Annotated in this window: 15 protein-coding genes, 4 tRNA genes and 3 rRNA genes; 5 read left to right on the top strand and 17 right to left on the bottom strand. The window is 44.6% G+C overall.

Annotated features, from left to right (window positions below; genetic code table 11):
* Nucleotides 1-12: 12 nt before the first annotated feature.
* Complete coding sequence (gene groES / locus MHH65_RS02985) at nucleotides 13-297, bottom strand: co-chaperone GroES (RefSeq protein ID WP_024426730.1); 285 nt, start codon at nucleotides 295-297, stop codon at nucleotides 13-15.
* A gap of 229 nt (nucleotides 298-526) precedes the next feature.
* On the opposite strand from groES, the gene MHH65_RS02980 reads away from it, so the two are divergent.
* From MHH65_RS02980 to MHH65_RS02970, 3 genes are read left to right on the top strand one after another with little or no spacing between them, the layout of a single operon-like run.
* Nucleotides 527-1,261, top strand: coding sequence for a CPBP family intramembrane glutamic endopeptidase (locus tag MHH65_RS02980; protein WP_024424466.1), 735 nt, complete (start codon nucleotides 527-529; stop codon nucleotides 1,259-1,261).
* Entirely contained in the window at nucleotides 1,258-1,452 is a 195-nt protein-coding gene (locus MHH65_RS02975) for a YdiK family protein (protein WP_003213897.1), read from the top strand. Before MHH65_RS02980 ends, MHH65_RS02975 begins: the two co-directional genes overlap by 4 nt.
* A gap of 56 nt (nucleotides 1,453-1,508) precedes the next feature.
* The gene (locus tag MHH65_RS02970; RefSeq protein WP_046314200.1) at nucleotides 1,509-2,135 is read left to right on the top strand and encodes an NUDIX domain-containing protein; all 627 of its coding nucleotides are present in this window, start codon (nucleotides 1,509-1,511) and stop codon (nucleotides 2,133-2,135) included.
* A gap of 38 nt (nucleotides 2,136-2,173) precedes the next feature.
* Here MHH65_RS02970 and tatC read toward each other — a convergent pair whose 3' ends face one another.
* The 4 genes from tatC to moaC are packed head-to-tail and all read right to left on the bottom strand — an operon-like array spanning nucleotide 2,174 to nucleotide 4,306.
* A complete protein-coding gene (gene tatC / locus MHH65_RS02965) occupies nucleotides 2,174-2,932 on the bottom strand; it encodes a twin-arginine translocase subunit TatC (protein WP_098676753.1) in 759 nt (252 codons plus the stop codon).
* Between the two features lie 6 nt (nucleotides 2,933-2,938).
* A complete protein-coding gene (locus MHH65_RS02960; protein ID WP_008355689.1) occupies nucleotides 2,939-3,118 on the bottom strand; it encodes a twin-arginine translocase TatA/TatE family subunit in 180 nt (59 codons plus the stop codon).
* A 27-nt stretch (nucleotides 3,119-3,145) separates the two neighbouring features.
* Nucleotides 3,146-3,799, bottom strand: a complete 654-nt coding sequence (locus tag MHH65_RS02955) for a redox-sensing transcriptional repressor Rex (RefSeq protein ID WP_008355687.1) — start codon at nucleotides 3,797-3,799, stop codon at nucleotides 3,146-3,148.
* Between the two features lie 15 nt (nucleotides 3,800-3,814).
* A complete protein-coding gene (gene moaC / locus MHH65_RS02950; RefSeq protein WP_024424463.1) occupies nucleotides 3,815-4,306 on the bottom strand; it encodes a cyclic pyranopterin monophosphate synthase MoaC in 492 nt (163 codons plus the stop codon).
* Between the two features lie 138 nt (nucleotides 4,307-4,444).
* On the opposite strand from moaC, the gene MHH65_RS02945 reads away from it, so the two are divergent.
* Nucleotides 4,445-6,367 carry an ABC-F family ATP-binding cassette domain-containing protein gene (locus MHH65_RS02945; RefSeq protein WP_034283021.1) on the top strand — a complete coding sequence of 641 codons (1,923 nt, stop codon included), beginning with the start codon at nucleotides 4,445-4,447 and terminating at the stop codon, nucleotides 6,365-6,367.
* A 270-nt stretch (nucleotides 6,368-6,637) separates the two neighbouring features.
* Here MHH65_RS02945 and tsaD read toward each other — a convergent pair whose 3' ends face one another.
* The 12 genes from tsaD to MHH65_RS02885 all read right to left on the bottom strand — a co-directional run bounded on the left by tsaD (nucleotide 6,638) and on the right by MHH65_RS02885 (nucleotide 15,831).
* Nucleotides 6,638-7,666 (bottom strand): tRNA (adenosine(37)-N6)-threonylcarbamoyltransferase complex transferase subunit TsaD, encoded by a 1,029-nt coding sequence (gene tsaD / locus MHH65_RS02940; RefSeq protein ID WP_065215059.1) that lies wholly within the window; start codon nucleotides 7,664-7,666, stop codon nucleotides 6,638-6,640.
* Entirely contained in the window at nucleotides 7,659-8,087 is a 429-nt protein-coding gene (gene rimI / locus MHH65_RS02935; protein ID WP_034283048.1) for a ribosomal protein S18-alanine N-acetyltransferase, read from the bottom strand. The genes tsaD and rimI overlap by 8 nt, the downstream gene beginning before the upstream one ends.
* A gap of 25 nt (nucleotides 8,088-8,112) precedes the next feature.
* Nucleotides 8,113-8,802 (bottom strand): tRNA (adenosine(37)-N6)-threonylcarbamoyltransferase complex dimerization subunit type 1 TsaB, encoded by a 690-nt coding sequence (gene tsaB / locus MHH65_RS02930; protein ID WP_024426737.1) that lies wholly within the window; start codon nucleotides 8,800-8,802, stop codon nucleotides 8,113-8,115.
* Nucleotides 8,783-9,259: a tRNA (adenosine(37)-N6)-threonylcarbamoyltransferase complex ATPase subunit type 1 TsaE gene (gene tsaE / locus MHH65_RS02925; protein ID WP_034283027.1), complete on the bottom strand. Its 477-nt coding sequence runs from the start codon at nucleotides 9,257-9,259 to the stop codon at nucleotides 8,783-8,785. Before tsaE ends, tsaB begins: the two co-directional genes overlap by 20 nt.
* Nucleotides 9,260-9,272: 13 nt before the next feature.
* Nucleotides 9,273-10,250 (bottom strand): thiamine-phosphate kinase, encoded by a 978-nt coding sequence (gene thiL / locus MHH65_RS02920; protein ID WP_034283028.1) that lies wholly within the window; start codon nucleotides 10,248-10,250, stop codon nucleotides 9,273-9,275.
* A gap of 273 nt (nucleotides 10,251-10,523) precedes the next feature.
* Nucleotides 10,524-10,600: transfer RNA gene (locus MHH65_RS02915), tRNA-Asp, on the bottom strand.
* A 4-nt stretch (nucleotides 10,601-10,604) separates the two neighbouring features.
* Nucleotides 10,605-10,681 (bottom strand) — tRNA-Met (locus MHH65_RS02910).
* 18 nt (nucleotides 10,682-10,699) lie between these two features.
* Nucleotides 10,700-10,815, bottom strand: a 5S ribosomal RNA gene (gene rrf / locus MHH65_RS02905).
* A 61-nt stretch (nucleotides 10,816-10,876) separates the two neighbouring features.
* Nucleotides 10,877-13,807: ribosomal RNA gene (locus tag MHH65_RS02900) — 23S ribosomal RNA — on the bottom strand.
* 182 nt (nucleotides 13,808-13,989) lie between these two features.
* Nucleotides 13,990-15,538, bottom strand: a 16S ribosomal RNA gene (locus tag MHH65_RS02895).
* The 16S, 23S and 5S rRNA genes sit together here with 4 tRNA genes alongside, the layout of an rRNA operon.
* A gap of 131 nt (nucleotides 15,539-15,669) precedes the next feature.
* Nucleotides 15,670-15,743 (bottom strand) — tRNA-Gly (locus tag MHH65_RS02890).
* 11 nt (nucleotides 15,744-15,754) lie between these two features.
* A tRNA-Arg gene (locus MHH65_RS02885) sits at nucleotides 15,755-15,831 on the bottom strand.
* A 369-nt stretch (nucleotides 15,832-16,200) separates the two neighbouring features.
* Between MHH65_RS02885 and gltP the strand changes: the two genes are divergently transcribed.
* Nucleotides 16,201-17,451 (top strand): glutamate-aspartate/proton symporter GltP, encoded by a 1,251-nt coding sequence (gene gltP / locus MHH65_RS02880; RefSeq protein WP_024425437.1) that lies wholly within the window; start codon nucleotides 16,201-16,203, stop codon nucleotides 17,449-17,451.
* Nucleotides 17,452-17,466 lie beyond the last annotated feature (15 nt).

The following is a 17,466-nucleotide window of genomic DNA, read 5'->3' as shown; positions in this document are numbered from 1 at the left end:
TTTTTTATGTGATTAGCCAATAACAGCTAAAATGTCGCTCTCACGAAGGATTAAATATTCTTTGCCTTCATATTTCACTTCAGTGCCTGCATATTTTGAGAAGATAATGCGGTCGCCTGTGCTTACTTCTAACGCAACGCGCTCACCACTTTCAAGTACACGCCCTGAACCTGCTGCAACAATTTTACCTTCTTGCGGTTTTTCTTTTGCAGAATCCGGTAAAACAATACCGCTAGCGGTTTTTTCCTCAGATTCAACGAGTTCAATGATTACGCGATCGCCTAATGGCTTTAACATAAGAAACAACCTCCTCAATTTTTATATGTAGTCTTTTTTAGCACTCATCACCAGAGAGTGCTAACACATTTATTATAATAAAGAATGTCTTCTGCAATTTCAAGTAAAAACCTTTAAAAATTTTTACGCTTTCACGATCTTTTTTGATCTCAGATTCTTTCCTTTTCATCGAAAAAGGAGACTTGTGTTACAATAAATCTAGTTCTTTTAGTAAAGGGGTTTTCGTTACTTGAAAAAACAATATTGGTACATCATCTTAACGTATATATTGGTGCAGGTTTCTGCGTTTCCTTATGTGCTCATTATGAAGTGGCTGGGATTCATTCAATCACCGATGACTCAAACAGAGCTTTCAAAATTATCAGGAACGTGGACAATCATCAGTTTTTGTATCGGATTAATCATTATTCTGCTCATCCTTCGAACCGTCCCAAAAGCTTCACTGCGAAATGAAGCGCCAGTTTCAATCGGTTCTGCTATCGCATGGATCATTGGCGGTTTCTTTCTTTCCCTCTTTGCACAATCAATTGCGGGGGCGATTGAACAATATGCATTCGGCATTGGCCGTGAGTCAGAAAATACGCAAACCATTTTATCCATTATGGATGCCGTTCCTTGGCTTGTCATTGTCATCGCCCTGATTGGTCCAATCTTAGAGGAAATCATTTTCCGTAAAATCATCTTTGGTGTGATTTATGAAAAAACGAATTTCTTCATTGGAGCACTTGCCAGTTCAGTGGTTTTCGCTGCTGTACACTATGATTTTCCCCATATCTTGCTCTATACCGCAATGGGCTTTACCTTTGCCTTTTTATATGCGAAAACAAAACGAATCATTGTTCCAATCGGCGCTCACATGCTGATGAATTCACTTGTCGTTCTTGTGCAGATTGAGCCAGTGAAAAAAATGATTGAAGAACAATCTCAAACCATGCAAATGATTATTGGAGGCTTTTTCTCATGAGAAACCCAGTCGTATGGGGCATCATTTATTTTGCCGTAGGTGTGGCTTTCACCTATATGGCCATTCAAAACCCAGGTGACATGTGGTCATTTTACAGTATTTTGCTGATGGTGTTTGCGGCCTATAATATCAATATCGCGCTTAAAATGTTTGCCTTCTCTGTCAAACTCAAAAAACAGCAGCAAAAATAAATTAAAAACCATTTTCCACTGTTGGAAAATGGTTTTTTTATGGAGGATGTATCTTCATGGAACATGAAAAACTTCGTATATTCAATGATCAGCATGAAACAATTGGAGCTGCCGCTCGTTCAGTTGTCCACGCCCAAGGCCATTGGCATGAAACATTTCATTTCTGGCTTCTTAAAAAAGAGCATAACACCGTATATCTCTATTTTCAGCTAAGAAGTCCCGCAAAAAAGGATTTTCCTTCTCTGTTTGATATCACCGCAGCGGGCCATCTTCTCGCAGATGAACAGCCTTCTGATGGCTTAAGAGAGGTAGAAGAAGAACTTGGTCTTTCCATCCCTTTTGAGAACCTCACCTTTGCAGGTGTCATACAGGATGAAATCCATATGCCTTCGTTCATCGATCGTGAGTTCTGCCATGTGTACCTTTATATGAATCAAGTTGAGCACATGGAAGTTCATCTACAGAAAGAAGAAGTCGCTGGTCTCTACAGAGCAAAGCTGCTTGATGCGCAGCAGCTGTTAACAGGGACATTTGAAAGAATTCGAATCGAGGGCTTTCAAGTTGATGCAAATGAAGAACGACGTGAGAAAAGCATCGAAGTGGGTGTTCATGATTTTGTCCCGCATGTGCCCGCCTATTATGAGCACCTCTTTCACGCGATCAATCAATTTCTTATACAATAGAAAAAGCATCGTGATCCTCATTGGATCATGATGCTTTTTTATGAAACATAATGTTTTTCTTTCTCCTCTGTTTGCTGCATTTTGCGGTAGGTCACTCTCGAAATGATAATGCTCACTTCATATAAAACGAGCATTGGCAAGGTGACCATGAGGTGAGAAACAAGCTCTGGCGGTGTAATAAGTGCGGCAATGACAAGGAGGACAAAATAGGCATACTTCCGTATTTTTGATAAAAACATCGGTGTGATGATACCAAGTCTTGTGAGAAACATCAACACGACGGGCATCTGAAACAAAAAGCCAAATGGAAGTGTTAACTGCATCAGAAATGTAAAATACTCATGAATCCCAATGACTTGCTCTACATTTAAATCATTCGACATTCGCATCATAAAGTCGACGACAAACGGAAACAAAATAAAATAAGAGAAAGCCACACCGCTCAAAAATAAAAGCAGTGCAATCGGAATGTAAGCAAGTGTCACCTTTCTTTCTTTTTCATATAAGCCAGGACTCACAAACGCCCACAGCTGATATAAAATAACGGGACACGTCAAAACCAAAGCAATGACAAATGCGAACTGCATAAACACGTACAGTGGATCTGTAAGCTTAAATGCGTTCAGCGTGAGTGTTGCCGCTTCATCGGTATTTTGTAAATACACAATGACCGGCTTCGCGAGAAAAAAACCAGCCACCATAAAGGCGACAAAAAACATCGCAATGATCACTAAACGTTTTCGCAGTTCCACAATATGCTCCATAAGCGGCATATCTTTGACATTCATGAAGCTCATCCTATTCTACTGATCTTCTTTTTTCTTTTTTTCTTCCTGATCATCAGCTAAGCCTTTTGTGGCATTTTTGAATTCACGTAGTGTATCTCCTGCTGCTCTTCCTAATTCAGGAAGCTTTTTCGGCCCAAAAATAATGAGCGCTACAATCGCAATCAGAATCAAACTCCCAGGACCGATCGGACCCATTTGCTCCACCCCCTTTACCCCTTTTCGTCAGTCCTCCTGCGTAACAGAGTAATGCTTTAAGAAATACACAAGAGACTGAAGTTCAACCGCCAAATCTATATGATGAATTCGAATGTGTTCCGGCACATTCAATCGAGCCGGCGTAAAGTTAAGGATTCCTTTGATGCCAAGGGCAATCAAACGATCTGTAATGGATTGAGCTGCTACGGCAGGTACTGTCAAAATCGCAACAGGGATATCTCCTACCTCTTGAACATGCTCTTCAAGCTTATCCAAATCATAGACAGGCACGCCGCCTATCTCACTTCCTATTTTACTCTCATTGACGTCAAAAGCCATTGAAATTTTTGTATTATTATTTTTTATGAAATTATAGTGTAAAAAAGCAGTCCCTAAATTCCCGACACCGATGAGCATGACATTGGTCATTTCATCTTGGTCAAGGGTCTTTCTGAAGAAGGTCAAGAGATAATCGACATTATAGCCATACCCTTTCTTCCCAAGTGCACCAAAGTACGAAAAATCTCGGCGAATGGTGGCAGAATCCACTTTGACTGCATCACTAAGCTCTGCCGATGACACCCTTTGTTTTCCTGATGCATGCAGATTTTTTAAAAAACGGTAGTATAGCGGCAAACGTTTGGCTGTCGCTTGTGGAATTTTTGACTGATCTATATTCATATAAGGTCCTCCAACTTAAATATCAGATGCTCTGTGAAAATCACCGTTTTTCCCGCCTGTCTTTTCAATTAGATAGGTAGGACCGATGATCATGCCTTTATCAATCGCTTTGCACATGTCGTAAACGGTCAGTGCACATACTGAAGCAGAAGTGAGCGCTTCCATCTCCACACCCGTACTTCCTTTTGTTTTTACCTGTACTTGTATGTTCAGGATGTGCGCATTTCCGTCTTCCTCCCAATGAAAGGAGATATCCACGCCTTTTAGTGCAAGCGGATGACACATTGGAATGATGGTAGATGTTTGCTTTGCTGCCATGATGCCAGCAACCTGTGCAACAGACAGCACATCTCCTTTTCCAATTTCACGTTGCTCTATTTTATGAAACACTTCTTTTATCATACGAACACTTGAAACAGCAACGGCGGTTCTCACTGTAGACGATTTGTCACTAATGTCGACCATCTTTGCTCTTCCCTGTTCGTTAAAGTGGCTAAATTGACTCATCTTTCAACGCTCCCTCACTCAAATGATACACTATTTTTTCCTATCTGTCTTTCATTTGAATATGGCGATTGTATGTAACATTTGCCGGTTTACTGCTGATAAGCTACACTTAACATATTATAGCAGAGGTGAAGTTACATGATGATTCTACAAGTGAATCAGCTGTCCAAATCGTTTGGCGCTGATACCGTTTTAACGAATATAAAATTGGAAGTCAAAGCAAGGGATCGCATTGCCATTGTAGGTCGTAACGGCGCAGGCAAATCCACGCTTTTAAAAATCATTGCCGGTCAAATGTCTTACGAGCAAGGTGAGATCATCAAACCAAAAGACCTATCGATCGGCTATTTAGCACAGCATACCGATGTAACGTCTACACGTACGTTAAAAGACGAATTATTATCGGTTTTTGATCATTTAAAAGAGATGGAACAAGAAATGAGAACCATTGAGGAGAAAATGGCTTCTTCCACAGGTTCTGAGCTGGATGCCCTTATGAAAACCTATGACAGGCTGCAGCAGGAATTTAAAGATCAAGGCGGCTATCAATATGAAGCAGATGTCCGCTCCATTCTTCATGGACTCGGCTTTAGTCATTTCGAAGATGAGACAACCGTCCAATCCTTAAGCGGCGGCCAGAAAACCCGTCTAGCGCTTGGAAAGCTCTTATTAATGAAACCAGAACTCTTAATTCTGGATGAGCCGACCAACCATTTAGATATTGATACCTTATCATGGCTGGAGCAGTATTTGCAAAATTATACAGGTGCCATTCTCATCGTGTCCCATGACCGCTATTTCTTAGACAAAGTCGTAAACCACGTCTATGAAGTCTCAAGAACTTCGATGAAAAAGTTTGCAGGAAACTATAGTAAGTATCTTGAGCTGAAAGCAGAGCAGCTAGAGCGTGATATGAAACTCTACGAAAAGCAGCAAGAAGAGATCTCAAAGCTTCAGGATTTCGTGGATCGCAACCTGGCAAGAGCCTCGACCACAAAGCGCGCTCAAAGCAGACGCAAGCAGCTCGAACGGATGGATCGTTTAGATAAGCCTTTAGGAGACGAAAAATCCGCAAACTTTCATTTTGATATTACGAGACAAAGCGGCAATGATGTGCTGAAGGTGCATGATCTCGATATTCGTTATGATGAAAAAACACCGCTCCTATCCTCTCTTTCTTTTCAGATTAAACGAGAGGATAGTGTGGCACTCATTGGTCCTAACGGGATCGGGAAATCAACCCTTTTAAAAACGTTAACAAACACATTAACACCAGTAAAAGGCGAGATCACTTTTGGATCTCATGTCACGATCGGCTACTATGACCAAGAGCAAGCCAAACTGACATCCTCGAAAAAAGTGCTCAATGAGCTTTGGGATGATTATCCTCATATGAATGAAAAAGAAATTCGGACATGTTTAGGAAACTTCCTATTTTCCGGTGATGACGTTTTAAAGCCTGTCCATGCATTAAGCGGTGGAGAAAAAGCACGCCTTGCACTAGCAAAGCTGATGCTCCAAAAAGCCAACTTTCTTATTCTCGATGAGCCTACAAACCATCTGGACTTAGATAGTAAGGAAATTTTAGAGAATGCACTAATTGATTATCCAGGAACCATCTTATTTGTCTCGCATGATCGTTATTTTATCAATCGTCTCGCCACGAAAGTATTTGAGCTTTCGCCTACAGAAACAAGAGAATATCTCGGTGATTATGATTACTATCTTGAAAAGAAAAATGAACAACTAGAGCTGGAGGCACTTCAAGAAAATGAACCGCTTAAAATACAAGCTGCACAGCAAGCAGAAAAGGCAAAGCTTTCTTATGCGGAAGAAAAAGAGCTGAAAAAGAAAGAAAGACAAAAGCAGCGCAGAATCGAAGAAATTGAAGAACGTATTGCTGTCATTGAAGAAAAGCTCAGTGAAAATGAAAAGCTTCTATGTGATCCTGAAATTTTTCAAGATCACGAAAAGGTCCAAGACATTCAGACAGAAAATGATACGCTCAATCAAGAGCTGGAATCACTTTTTGCGGAGTGGGAAGAGCTGTCAGAAGCTTAAAGAGTGCCCTAAGGGTACTCTTTTTTCTTTCAATGAAAATTTATTATCCACAACGATACCCACAATAACTTCTTGATTATTCTTAAATACTTTGGACTTATCCACTTTATCCACAGAGTTTTAATCACATATCCACAAAAAAGATCATATTTATACACACCCTCTTCATTTTAAAACAAAATTTTCTAACAATTGTGGATATATAACGTTTACATGTGAATAAATCGCTTTCATCGAAAAATAAAAAACCCCTGTAATCCACAGGAGTTTTCATTCATATGAGACTAGTGATAACCCTGGCTGGCCATTCATCGTCATATCGCCTCTGATTCCTTTTTCAAATGCAACGGTTCCAGCAGCAGCGATCATGGCTGCATTGTCTGTACAAAGAGATAATGGCGGAATAATGACCTTCACGTCTGGCAGCTTCGTAAATGCTGAGGTTAAAGCTTCTCTTAGTCCTTTATTGGCAGCGACTCCTCCAGCTAGAACAACTTGCTTCACACCATAGGCTTCTGCTGCTTTCAATGTTTTCCCAACAAGCACCTCAATGACGCTTGCTTGAAAACTTGCGGCCAAATTCTCTGGGGCAATCGTTTCACCCTTTTGTGACGCATTGTGTAAGGTGTTGATCACAGCTGATTTTAAACCACTGAAGCTAAAGTGATAGGATCCTTCTTCAAGCCATGCACGAGGAAGCTTAATTGTCGGCTCCCCTTCATGCGCTAACCGATCAATGTGAGGTCCGCCTGGATACGGGAGACCCATCGTCCGGGCCACTTTATCGTACGCTTCTCCAGCTGCATCATCTAATGTTTCTCCGATGACCTCAAAAGATCCGTGCTCCTTCATTAAAACAAGCTCAGTATGTCCGCCAGAGACAACAAGAGCTAAACACGGAAACTCCAATTCATCAACAAGCTGGTTTGCATAAATATGCCCTGCAATATGATGAACACCTACAAGAGGAATTTGATGGGCAAAGCTCAGTGCCTTTGCTGCATTGACACCAATCAGCAGAGCACCGACGAGGCCAGGTCCTTCTGTGACAGCAATCGCATCTAAATCCTTAAAGCTCATACCCGCCTGTGCCATCACTTCTTCTAAGACGATGGTGATTTGCTCCACGTGATGCCTTGAAGCAATTTCGGGTACAACACCGCCAAATCGTTTATGACTGTCTATTTGCGAGGCCACCACATTTGCCACGATTTCCTTTCCATTTTTGACAATGGACGCAGCTGTTTCATCGCAGCTTGTTTCTATACCTAATATGAATCGATCTGTTTGTTCACTCATTTATATTCACCCACATGACTAATGCATCTTCTCCATTATCCGTATAATAATTCTTTCGAATTGAAGCTGGTCTGAAACCGAGCTTTTCATAGAGGGATTGTGCTGGTGTATTCGAAACCCGCACCTCTAAAGAAAGATGATCTGTCTTTTTTTCTTTGCAAAATTCCATGACATGTCGAAGCAATGCTTCCCCGTAGCCTTTTCCTCTATGCTCAGGGAGAATGGCAATGTTCGTAATTTGTGCATCGTCCATGACAATCCAGACCCCGCAATACCCAACAGGCTTCTTATCTTCTTCGATGAGGAAATAATGGCTGTATTGGTTATGGAGAATCTCATACACAAACGATTCCTTTTTCCAGGGTGCTGTAAACGAATGCACTTCAATCGTATACACCTCTGGAATGTCTGCTACTGTCATTTGTCGAATCTCTGCTAGGTTAAGATTATTTTTGTCCTTCAAGCCATTTCACTTCCGCTTCTGCCAAACGAATATAGTTAGGAACAAGCTGATGGACATCTTCAGCAGGACGATCTGCGCCTAAAAATGCAAGCACTGCAGGTCTTGGGTTATGAAATGTCCCCTCTGCCAGTACAGCCGTTTCTCCTAAAATGGAGCGAATGCTCTCTTCATGAAGATGCACATCTTGCCCAAGAAATAGAACAGGCTTTCCTGTCTGCTTCAGTTCATGAAGCCAATCCGTGAGCAGGATATTTTGATCTGGTTCTACCTCTTTGATCTTACCCTTTTCAAACATATATAGTCCGGTATAAACTTGGCCTCTTCTCGCATCAAATAGAGGTGAGATATATCCATCAAAATATTGGCCATTTGCCGCAAGTGTTTCTAAACTCGAAACAGCTGATATCGGGATAGACAGGGTCCACGCAAGTGTTTTTGCGATGGTAACACCGATTCTGACGCCAGTGTAAGAACCAGGTCCTTTTGCTACAACGATTTTGCTTAGTTCGCTTGGTGATACACCACATTCTTTCATCAATGCTTCAACAGTAGGCATCGCTCGGACGGAATGGTTCTTTTTTAAATACGTAATGCTCTCGCCAATCACAGTGAAATCTCTTACAAGAGCAATTCCTAGTGTATGGTTTGATGTATCAATGGCCAGTATGGTCAAATTCTTTCATCTCCTTACAAAGGGTCTCATAACGCTCCCCTTTTGCATCAAACGTGAGATGCCGTTCTTCTTCACGTTCTGTTCTCAGCATTTCTATTTTTAAATAGGAAGAAGGCAATTGAGGCTCAATAAGATGTGCCCATTCAACCAAGCATATACCTTCACCCTCAAAATATTCTTCGAGTCCGATCTCTTCATCTGCATCTTCCATGCGATACACGTCCATATGATAAAGTGGCAGTCTGCCATCAGTATATTCTTTAATAATTGTAAAGGTGGGGCTGTTGACGATACGGGTAATTCCTAAGCCTTCCGCAAAACCTTTTGAAAAAGTGGTTTTGCCTGCACCTAAATCTCCTTCTAATGTCAATACATCGCCTGGCATCACAAGTTTGGCCAAAGCAGCGGCAATTCGTTTCGTCTCATCCGCACCTTTTGTCGTCCATGTTAATTTCACCGTTGATGTCACCTCATTTCTTAAAATGATTATATCCTTTTTTCATTAACATTGTTTGTTGATCATTGTCTTTTAACATAACACTGGCTGCTTGATCATCTTTGACTTGTCCAATACGTGTGACCTGAATGCCTTCTTTTTGACATTGCGATTCAAAGCTTTCCCAATTAGATTCTGGTATCGTACCAGTTAAAACAAAGTCTTCTCCCCCAAATAACACCCATTCAAGCCAGTCTTTGCGCAGCACCTGTAAATCTGGATGAATTGGAAGCTTATCAGCTTCTATCTCGATCATCACACAGCTCGCTTCGGCTATCTCATTCAACTCACTCGCTAATCCATCACTTACATCATTCAAGGTGACCCGCGGGAAACTTGAACAAATGTGTCCAGCAGCAATATGAGGCTGAGGCATTTTATGACGCTTAAGAAAAAAATCAGCATCGACCGCCTTAGAAGGGGCTGCTTTGTTCATTAAGATTGATAACCCAGCAGCTGATGAACCGAGTTCACCTGTGACAAAGACAACGTCTCCAGTCTGAGCACTGTGACGATAACAAGCTTTTCCCTTTGAAACCTCACCAATCACCGTCACGGTAATAACAAAGTCACTGCGGGTGGCCACTGTATCTCCACCAATTAAATCCATATGATAAGAGTCAGCCAACGCTTTCATTCCCTCGTAAAGTTCCGTGACGATTGTCTCATCACCATGAGGCGGGATCGCAATTGAAACAAGATAATACTTTGGGGTCCCTCCCATTGCAGCGATATCACTGACATTGACTGCCACTGCCTTAAAGCCAACTTCAAATGGTGTGGAAAAGTCAAAACGAAAATGAACATGCTCCACCATTGTATCAACACAAACGACCTCTTCACAATGTGAATGAGGTTGATAAACACTTGCATCATCACCGATGCCCATGATCAAAGAGCGCTGATATGTATCTTTTGGTGTGATTCGGCGAATAAGATCAAATTCATCCATAAAAAGACAGCCCCTTCTTGCAATCAATTGGTTAAGTAGACATGAGGTCAAACACAGTTAGTATTAGTGTAGCGAATATAAGTCTCAGTTCCAACTAAAAATGATATAAAGAAAGCCTGGTGTGAAAAAACCAGGCTGAGTTGAGGTAATCTATCTATTCTTTCTTATAGTGTAGCCAAACATAAATCATTTCATTGCAACTTGGGCACTTGTAGAAAGAAAAAGACATAAAAAAAAACGAAACTATACGTTTTCGTTTACAAGTCATAAAAATGGCGGTCCGGACGGGACTCGAACCCGCGACCTCCTGCGTGACAGGCAGGCATTCTAACCAACTGAACTACCGGACCATTTTGGTTGCGGGGGCAGGATTTGAACCTGCGACCTTCGGGTTATGAGCCCGACGAGCTACCGAACTGCTCCACCCCGCGATGATATAAAGATAACAAGCTTGGCGGCGTCCTACTCTCACAGGGGGAAACCCCCAACTACCATCGGCGCTGAAGAGCTTAACTTCCGTGTTCGGTATGGGAACGGGTGTGACCTCTTCGCTATCGCCACCAAACCTGATGGAGAGAATGTTCTCTCAAAACTAGATAACAATGTTCAAACTTCACATTAGAATATAGGTTAAGTCCTCGATCTATTAGTATCTGTCAGCTCCACGTGTCACCACGCTTCCACCTCAGACCTATCAACCTGATCATCTTTCAGGGATCTTACTTCCTTGCGGAATGGGAAATCTCATCTTGAGGGGGGCTTCATGCTTAGATGCTTTCAGCACTTATCCCGTCCGCACATAGCTACCCAGCGATGCCCTTGGCAGAACAACTGGTACACCAGCGGTGCGTCCATCCCGGTCCTCTCGTACTAAGGACAGCTCCTCTCAAATTTCCTGCGCCCGCGACGGATAGGGACCGAACTGTCTCACGACGTTCTGAACCCAGCTCGCGTACCGCTTTAATGGGCGAACAGCCCAACCCTTGGGACCGACTACAGCCCCAGGATGCGATGAGCCGACATCGAGGTGCCAAACCTCCCCGTCGATGTGGACTCTTGGGGGAGATAAGCCTGTTATCCCCGGGGTAGCTTTTATCCGTTGAGCGATGGCCCTTCCATGCGGAACCACCGGATCACTAAGCCCGACTTTCGTCCCTGCTCGACTTGTAGGTCTCGCAGTCAAGCTCCCTTGTGCCTTTACACTCTGCGAATGATTTCCAACCATTCTGAGGGAACCTTTGGGCGCCTCCGTTACATTTTAGGAGGCGACCGCCCCAGTCAAACTGCCCACCTGACACTGTCTCCCTGCCCGATAAGGGCAGCGGGTTAGAAGGTCAATACAGCCAGGGTAGTATCCCACCGATGCCTCCACCGAAGCTAGCGCTCCGGTTTCCAAGGCTCCTACCTATCCTGTACAAGCTGTACCAACATTCAATATCAGGCTGCAGTAAAGCTCCACGGGGTCTTTCCGTCCTGTCGCGGGTAACCTGCATCTTCACAGGTACTATAATTTCACCGAGTCTCTCGTTGAGACAGTGCCCAGATCGTTGCGCCTTTCGTGCGGGTCGGAACTTACCCGACAAGGAATTTCGCTACCTTAGGACCGTTATAGTTACGGCCGCCGTTTACTGGGGCTTCAATTCGCACCTTCGCTTACGCTAAGCGCTCCTCTTAACCTTCCAGCACCGGGCAGGCGTCAGCCCCTATACTTCGCCTTACGGCTTCGCAGAGACCTGTGTTTTTGCTAAACAGTCGCCTGGGCCTATTCACTGCGGCTTCTCGGGGCTTTAACACCCTAAGAAGCACCCCTTCTCCCGAAGTTACGGGGTCATTTTGCCGAGTTCCTTAACGAGAGTTCTCTCGATCACCTTAGGATTCTCTCCTCGCCTACCTGTGTCGGTTTGCGGTACGGGCACCTCTCACCTCGCTAGAGGCTTTTCTTGGCAGTGTGGAATCAGGAACTTCGCTACTAAATTTCGCTCGCCATCACAGCTCAGCCTTTACGGGAAACGGATTTGCCTATTTCCCAGCCTAACTGCTTGGACGCGGATATCCAATACCGCGCTTACCCTATCCTCCTGCGTCCCCCCATTGCTCAAATGGTGAGGAGGTGGTACAGGAATATCAACCTGTTGTCCATCGCCTACGCCTTTCGGCCTCGGCTTAGGTCCCGACTAACCCTGAGCGGACGAGCCTTCCTCAGGAAACCTTAGGCATTCGGTGGACGGGATTCTCACCCGTCTTTCGCTACTCATACCGGCATTCTCACTTCTAAGCGCTCCACCAGTCCTTCCGGTCTGGCTTCACAGCCCTTAGAACGCTCTCCTACCACTGTTCGTAAGAACAGTCCGCAGCTTCGGTGATACGTTTAGCCCCGGTACATTTTCGGCGCAGAGTCACTCGACCAGTGAGCTATTACGCACTCTTTAAATGGTGGCTGCTTCTAAGCCAACATCCTGGTTGTCTAAGCAACTCCACATCCTTTTCCACTTAACGTATACTTTGGGACCTTAGCTGGCGGTCTGGGCTGTTTCCCTTTCGACTACGGATCTTATCACTCGCAGTCTGACTCCCAAGGATAAGTCATCGGCATTCGGAGTTTGACTGAATTCGGTAACCCGGTAGGGGCCCCTAGTCCAATCAGTGCTCTACCTCCGAGACTCTTACCTTGAGGCTAGCCCTAAAGCTATTTCGGAGAGAACCAGCTATCTCCAGGTTCGATTGGCATTTCACCCCTACCCACACCTCATCCCCGCACTTTTCAACGTGCGTGGGTTCGGGCCTCCATTCAGTGTTACCTGAACTTCACCCTGGACATGGGTAGATCACCTGGTTTCGGGTCTACGACCACGTACTCATGCGCCCTATTCAGACTCGCTTTCGCTGCGGCTCCGCATCTTCTGCTTAACCTTGCACGGGATCGTAACTCGCCGGTTCATTCTACAAAAGGCACGCCATCACCCGTTAACGGGCTCTGACTACTTGTAGGCACACGGTTTCAGGATCTATTTCACTCCCCTTCCGGGGTGCTTTTCACCTTTCCCTCACGGTACTGGTTCACTATCGGTCACTAGGGAGTATTTAGCCTTGGGAGATGGTCCTCCCGGATTCCGACGGAATTTCACGTGTTCCGCCGTACTCAGGATCCACTCTGGAGAGAACGACATTTCAGTTACAGGGCTGTTACCTTCTTTGGCGGGCCTTTCCAGACCTCTTCGCTTATATCATTCCTTTGTAACTCCGTATAGAGTGTCCTACAACCCCAAGAGGCAAGCCTCTTGGTTTGGGCTGTTCCCGTTTCGCTCGCCGCTACTCAGGGAATCGCATTTGCTTTCTCTTCCTCCGGGTACTTAGATGTTTCAGTTCCCCGGGTATGCCTTCTCATACTCTATGTATTCAAGTATGGATACTACTCCATTACGAGCAGTGGGTTTCCCCATTCGGAAATCTCCGGATCAAAGCTTGCTTACAGCTCCCCGAAGCATATCGGTGTTCGTCCCGTCCTTCATCGGCTCCTAGTGCCAAGGCATCCACCGTGCGCCCTTTCTAACTTAACCATTTCTTACTTTAGAAAGAATCACTATGTGTGATGAACTTTGCATTGCATTCAATGTGAATGTATTACTTATTGTTATCTAGTTTTCAAAGAACAATCCTGTCTCGCTAGAGACATGTTTTGAAGGAATGATCCTTCAAAACTAAACAAGACGAAAACGTACGCTGCTCCATATATCCTTAGAAAGGAGGTGATCCAGCCGCACCTTCCGATACGGCTACCTTGTTACGACTTCACCCCAATCATCTGCCCCACCTTCGGCGGCTGGCTCCATAAAGGTTACCTCACCGACTTCGGGTGTTGCAAACTCTCGTGGTGTGACGGGCGGTGTGTACAAGGCCCGGGAACGTATTCACCGCGGCATGCTGATCCGCGATTACTAGCGATTCCAGCTTCACGCAGTCGAGTTGCAGACTGCGATCCGAACTGAGAACAGATTTATGGGATTGGCTAAACCTTGCGGTCTTGCAGCCCTTTGTTCTGTCCATTGTAGCACGTGTGTAGCCCAGGTCATAAGGGGCATGATGATTTGACGTCATCCCCACCTTCCTCCGGTTTGTCACCGGCAGTCACCTTAGAGTGCCCAACTGAATGCTGGCAACTAAGATCAAGGGTTGCGCTCGTTGCGGGACTTAACCCAACATCTCACGACACGAGCTGACGACAACCATGCACCACCTGTCACTCTGTCCCCGAAGGGAAAGCCCTATCTCTAGGGTTGTCAGAGGATGTCAAGACCTGGTAAGGTTCTTCGCGTTGCTTCGAATTAAACCACATGCTCCACCGCTTGTGCGGGCCCCCGTCAATTCCTTTGAGTTTCAGTCTTGCGACCGTACTCCCCAGGCGGAGTGCTTAATGCGTTAGCTGCAGCACTAAGGGGCGGAAACCCCCTAACACTTAGCACTCATCGTTTACGGCGTGGACTACCAGGGTATCTAATCCTGTTCGCTCCCCACGCTTTCGCTCCTCAGCGTCAGTTACAGACCAGAGAGTCGCCTTCGCCACTGGTGTTCCTCCACATCTCTACGCATTTCACCGCTACACGTGGAATTCCACTCTCCTCTTCTGCACTCAAGTTTCCCAGTTTCCAATGACCCTCCCCGGTTGAGCCGGGGGCTTTCACATCAGACTTAAGAAACCGCCTGCGAGCCCTTTACGCCCAATAATTCCGGACAACGCTTGCCACCTACGTATTACCGCGGCTGCTGGCACGTAGTTAGCCGTGGCTTTCTGGTTAGGTACCGTCAAGGTGCGAGCAGTTACTCTCGCACTTGTTCTTCCCTAACAACAGAGCTTTACGATCCGAAAACCTTCATCACTCACGCGGCGTTGCTCCGTCAGACTTTCGTCCATTGCGGAAGATTCCCTACTGCTGCCTCCCGTAGGAGTCTGGGCCGTGTCTCAGTCCCAGTGTGGCCGATCACCCTCTCAGGTCGGCTACGCATCGTCGCCTTGGTGAGCCATTACCCCACCAACTAGCTAATGCGCCGCGGGTCCATCTGTAAGTGACAGCCGAAACCGTCTTTCATCCTTGAACCATGCGGTTCAAGGAACTATCCGGTATTAGCTCCGGTTTCCCGGAGTTATCCCAGTCTTACAGGCAGGTTACCCACGTGTTACTCACCCGTCCGCCGCTAACATCCGGGAGCAAGCTCCCTTCTGTCCGCTCGACTTGCATGTATTAGGCACGCCGCCAGCGTTCGTCCTGAGCCAGGATCAAACTCTCCGAAAAAGTACAAAACCGAAGTTTTGCTTTTCGCCAGTTTGACTGACTACCTATGAAGTTTCATAGGATTTTTTTATAAAAACTCGAATTAACAGGTACGTTTTGTCTTGTTTAGTTTTCAAAGATCATGTTCAAAATGGAGCGGGTGATGAGAATCGAACTCACGACATCAGCTTGGAAGGCTGAGGTTTTACCACTAAACTACACCCGCGTGGTTTGTATTGGCGCGCCCGAGAGGAGTCGAACCCCTAACCTTTTGATCCGTAGTCAAACGCTCTATCCAATTGAGCTACGGGCGCTTAATCAGGCGACTTAATTATCTTAACATATCGTTTTTCTTAAGTCAACATCTTTTTAAAATTTGTTTGCCGCATGTGTGTGAACGTCTGCGTTTCAAATACGTCATCAGCGACGAATAAAAATATACCATGAATCACATAAAAGGGTCAATACATTTTTCTAAAAAAGTTTCATGTTTTTTAAAATTGATTTTTTCTTAGATCAATAGACATGTAATAGCCCTATTTTCTTCTCTTTCTTCATAATTCCAATGATTCTTAAATAAAATCTTTCTAAATACAAAGGAGGACAAAAAATGGCCACATAGAATTTTTATTTATTGGAAAATTCTTAATACTTTTCCAGACATTTAAAGGAGGTAGGAGATGATGAAAAAGTTTATCGCTTTTCAAATCATGATCGCTTTGGTGATAGGAGCTCTTATCGGCCATTTCTTCCCTGACTTCGGAATGGCACTCAGGCCAATTGGAGATGGATTCATCAGGCTGATTAAAATGATCGTTGTTCCAATCGTTTTCTCAACCATTGTAATTGGTGCAGCCGGCAGCGGCGGCATGAAGAAAATGGGCAGCCTTGGATTAAAGACGATCATTTGGTTTGAGGTCATCACAACCATCGTTCTTGGGATCGGATTATTATTGGCAAACGGGCTAAAGCCTGGGGTTGGCCTCGATTTCTCTAAATTAGCTAAGAAAGATATTGGGGAATTAGATGGTTATACTGAGAAGGTCGTTGACTTTAAACAAATGGTATTAGATATCATTCCAACCAATATCGTCGATGTTATGGCTCAGAATGATTTACTTGCTGTCATTTTCTTCGCCATCTTATTTGGTGTAGCGGCAAGCGGCATCGGTAAAGCTTCTGCTCCTGTTCTCACCTTCTTTGAATCAGTGGCACAAATCATGTTTAAGCTCACACAGATGGTGATGGTGACAGCACCTATTGGGGTTCTTGCATTAATGGCTGCTTCTGTCGGCCAATATGGCATTGTTTTATTAATCCCAATGATGAAGCTTGTCGGGACTGTATTTTTAGGATTATTCATTATTCTCTTTGCTTTATTCCCTCTGGTCGCACTGATCTTCCGTTTTAACTACTTCGAAGTATTAAAAATGATTTGGGATTTGTTCCTTGTTGCCTTCTCTACTACGAGCACTGAAACTGTCCTTCCTCAATTGATGGAACGAATGGAGAAATACGGGTGTCCAAAAAGAATCGTTTCCTTCGTGATTCCATCTGGTCTTTCTCTCAATTGCGATGGATCAAGTTTATATTTATCGGTTGCCTGTGTATTCCTTGCACAAGCGTTTGGTGTAGACATGAGTCTGTCACAGCAGCTTTTGATGATGCTGGTTCTTGTATTAACGAGTAAAGGTATTGCAGCTGTGCCATCCGGTTCACTCGTTGTTCTTTTGGCAACCGCTCATGCAGTCGGTCTTCCAGCAGAAGGCGTCGCCATCATAGCCGGTGTTGACCGAATTATGGATATGGCACGAACAGGCGTGAATGTTCCAGGGCATGCCGTAGCATGTATTGTCGTATCTAAATGGGAAAAAGTATTCCGTGAGTCAGCGTGGGAAGTTCCTAAAGCTGGTGAAGAAACAAAAGGGATGTAATGTTATATGAAGGAA

It is taken from the genome of Bacillus sp. FSL L8-0654, assembly GCF_038629965.1.
In the GTDB taxonomy this organism is placed as follows: domain Bacteria; phylum Bacillota; class Bacilli; order Bacillales; family Bacillaceae; genus Bacillus; species Bacillus safensis.
This window is presented reverse-complemented; position numbering and strand designations above follow the sequence as displayed.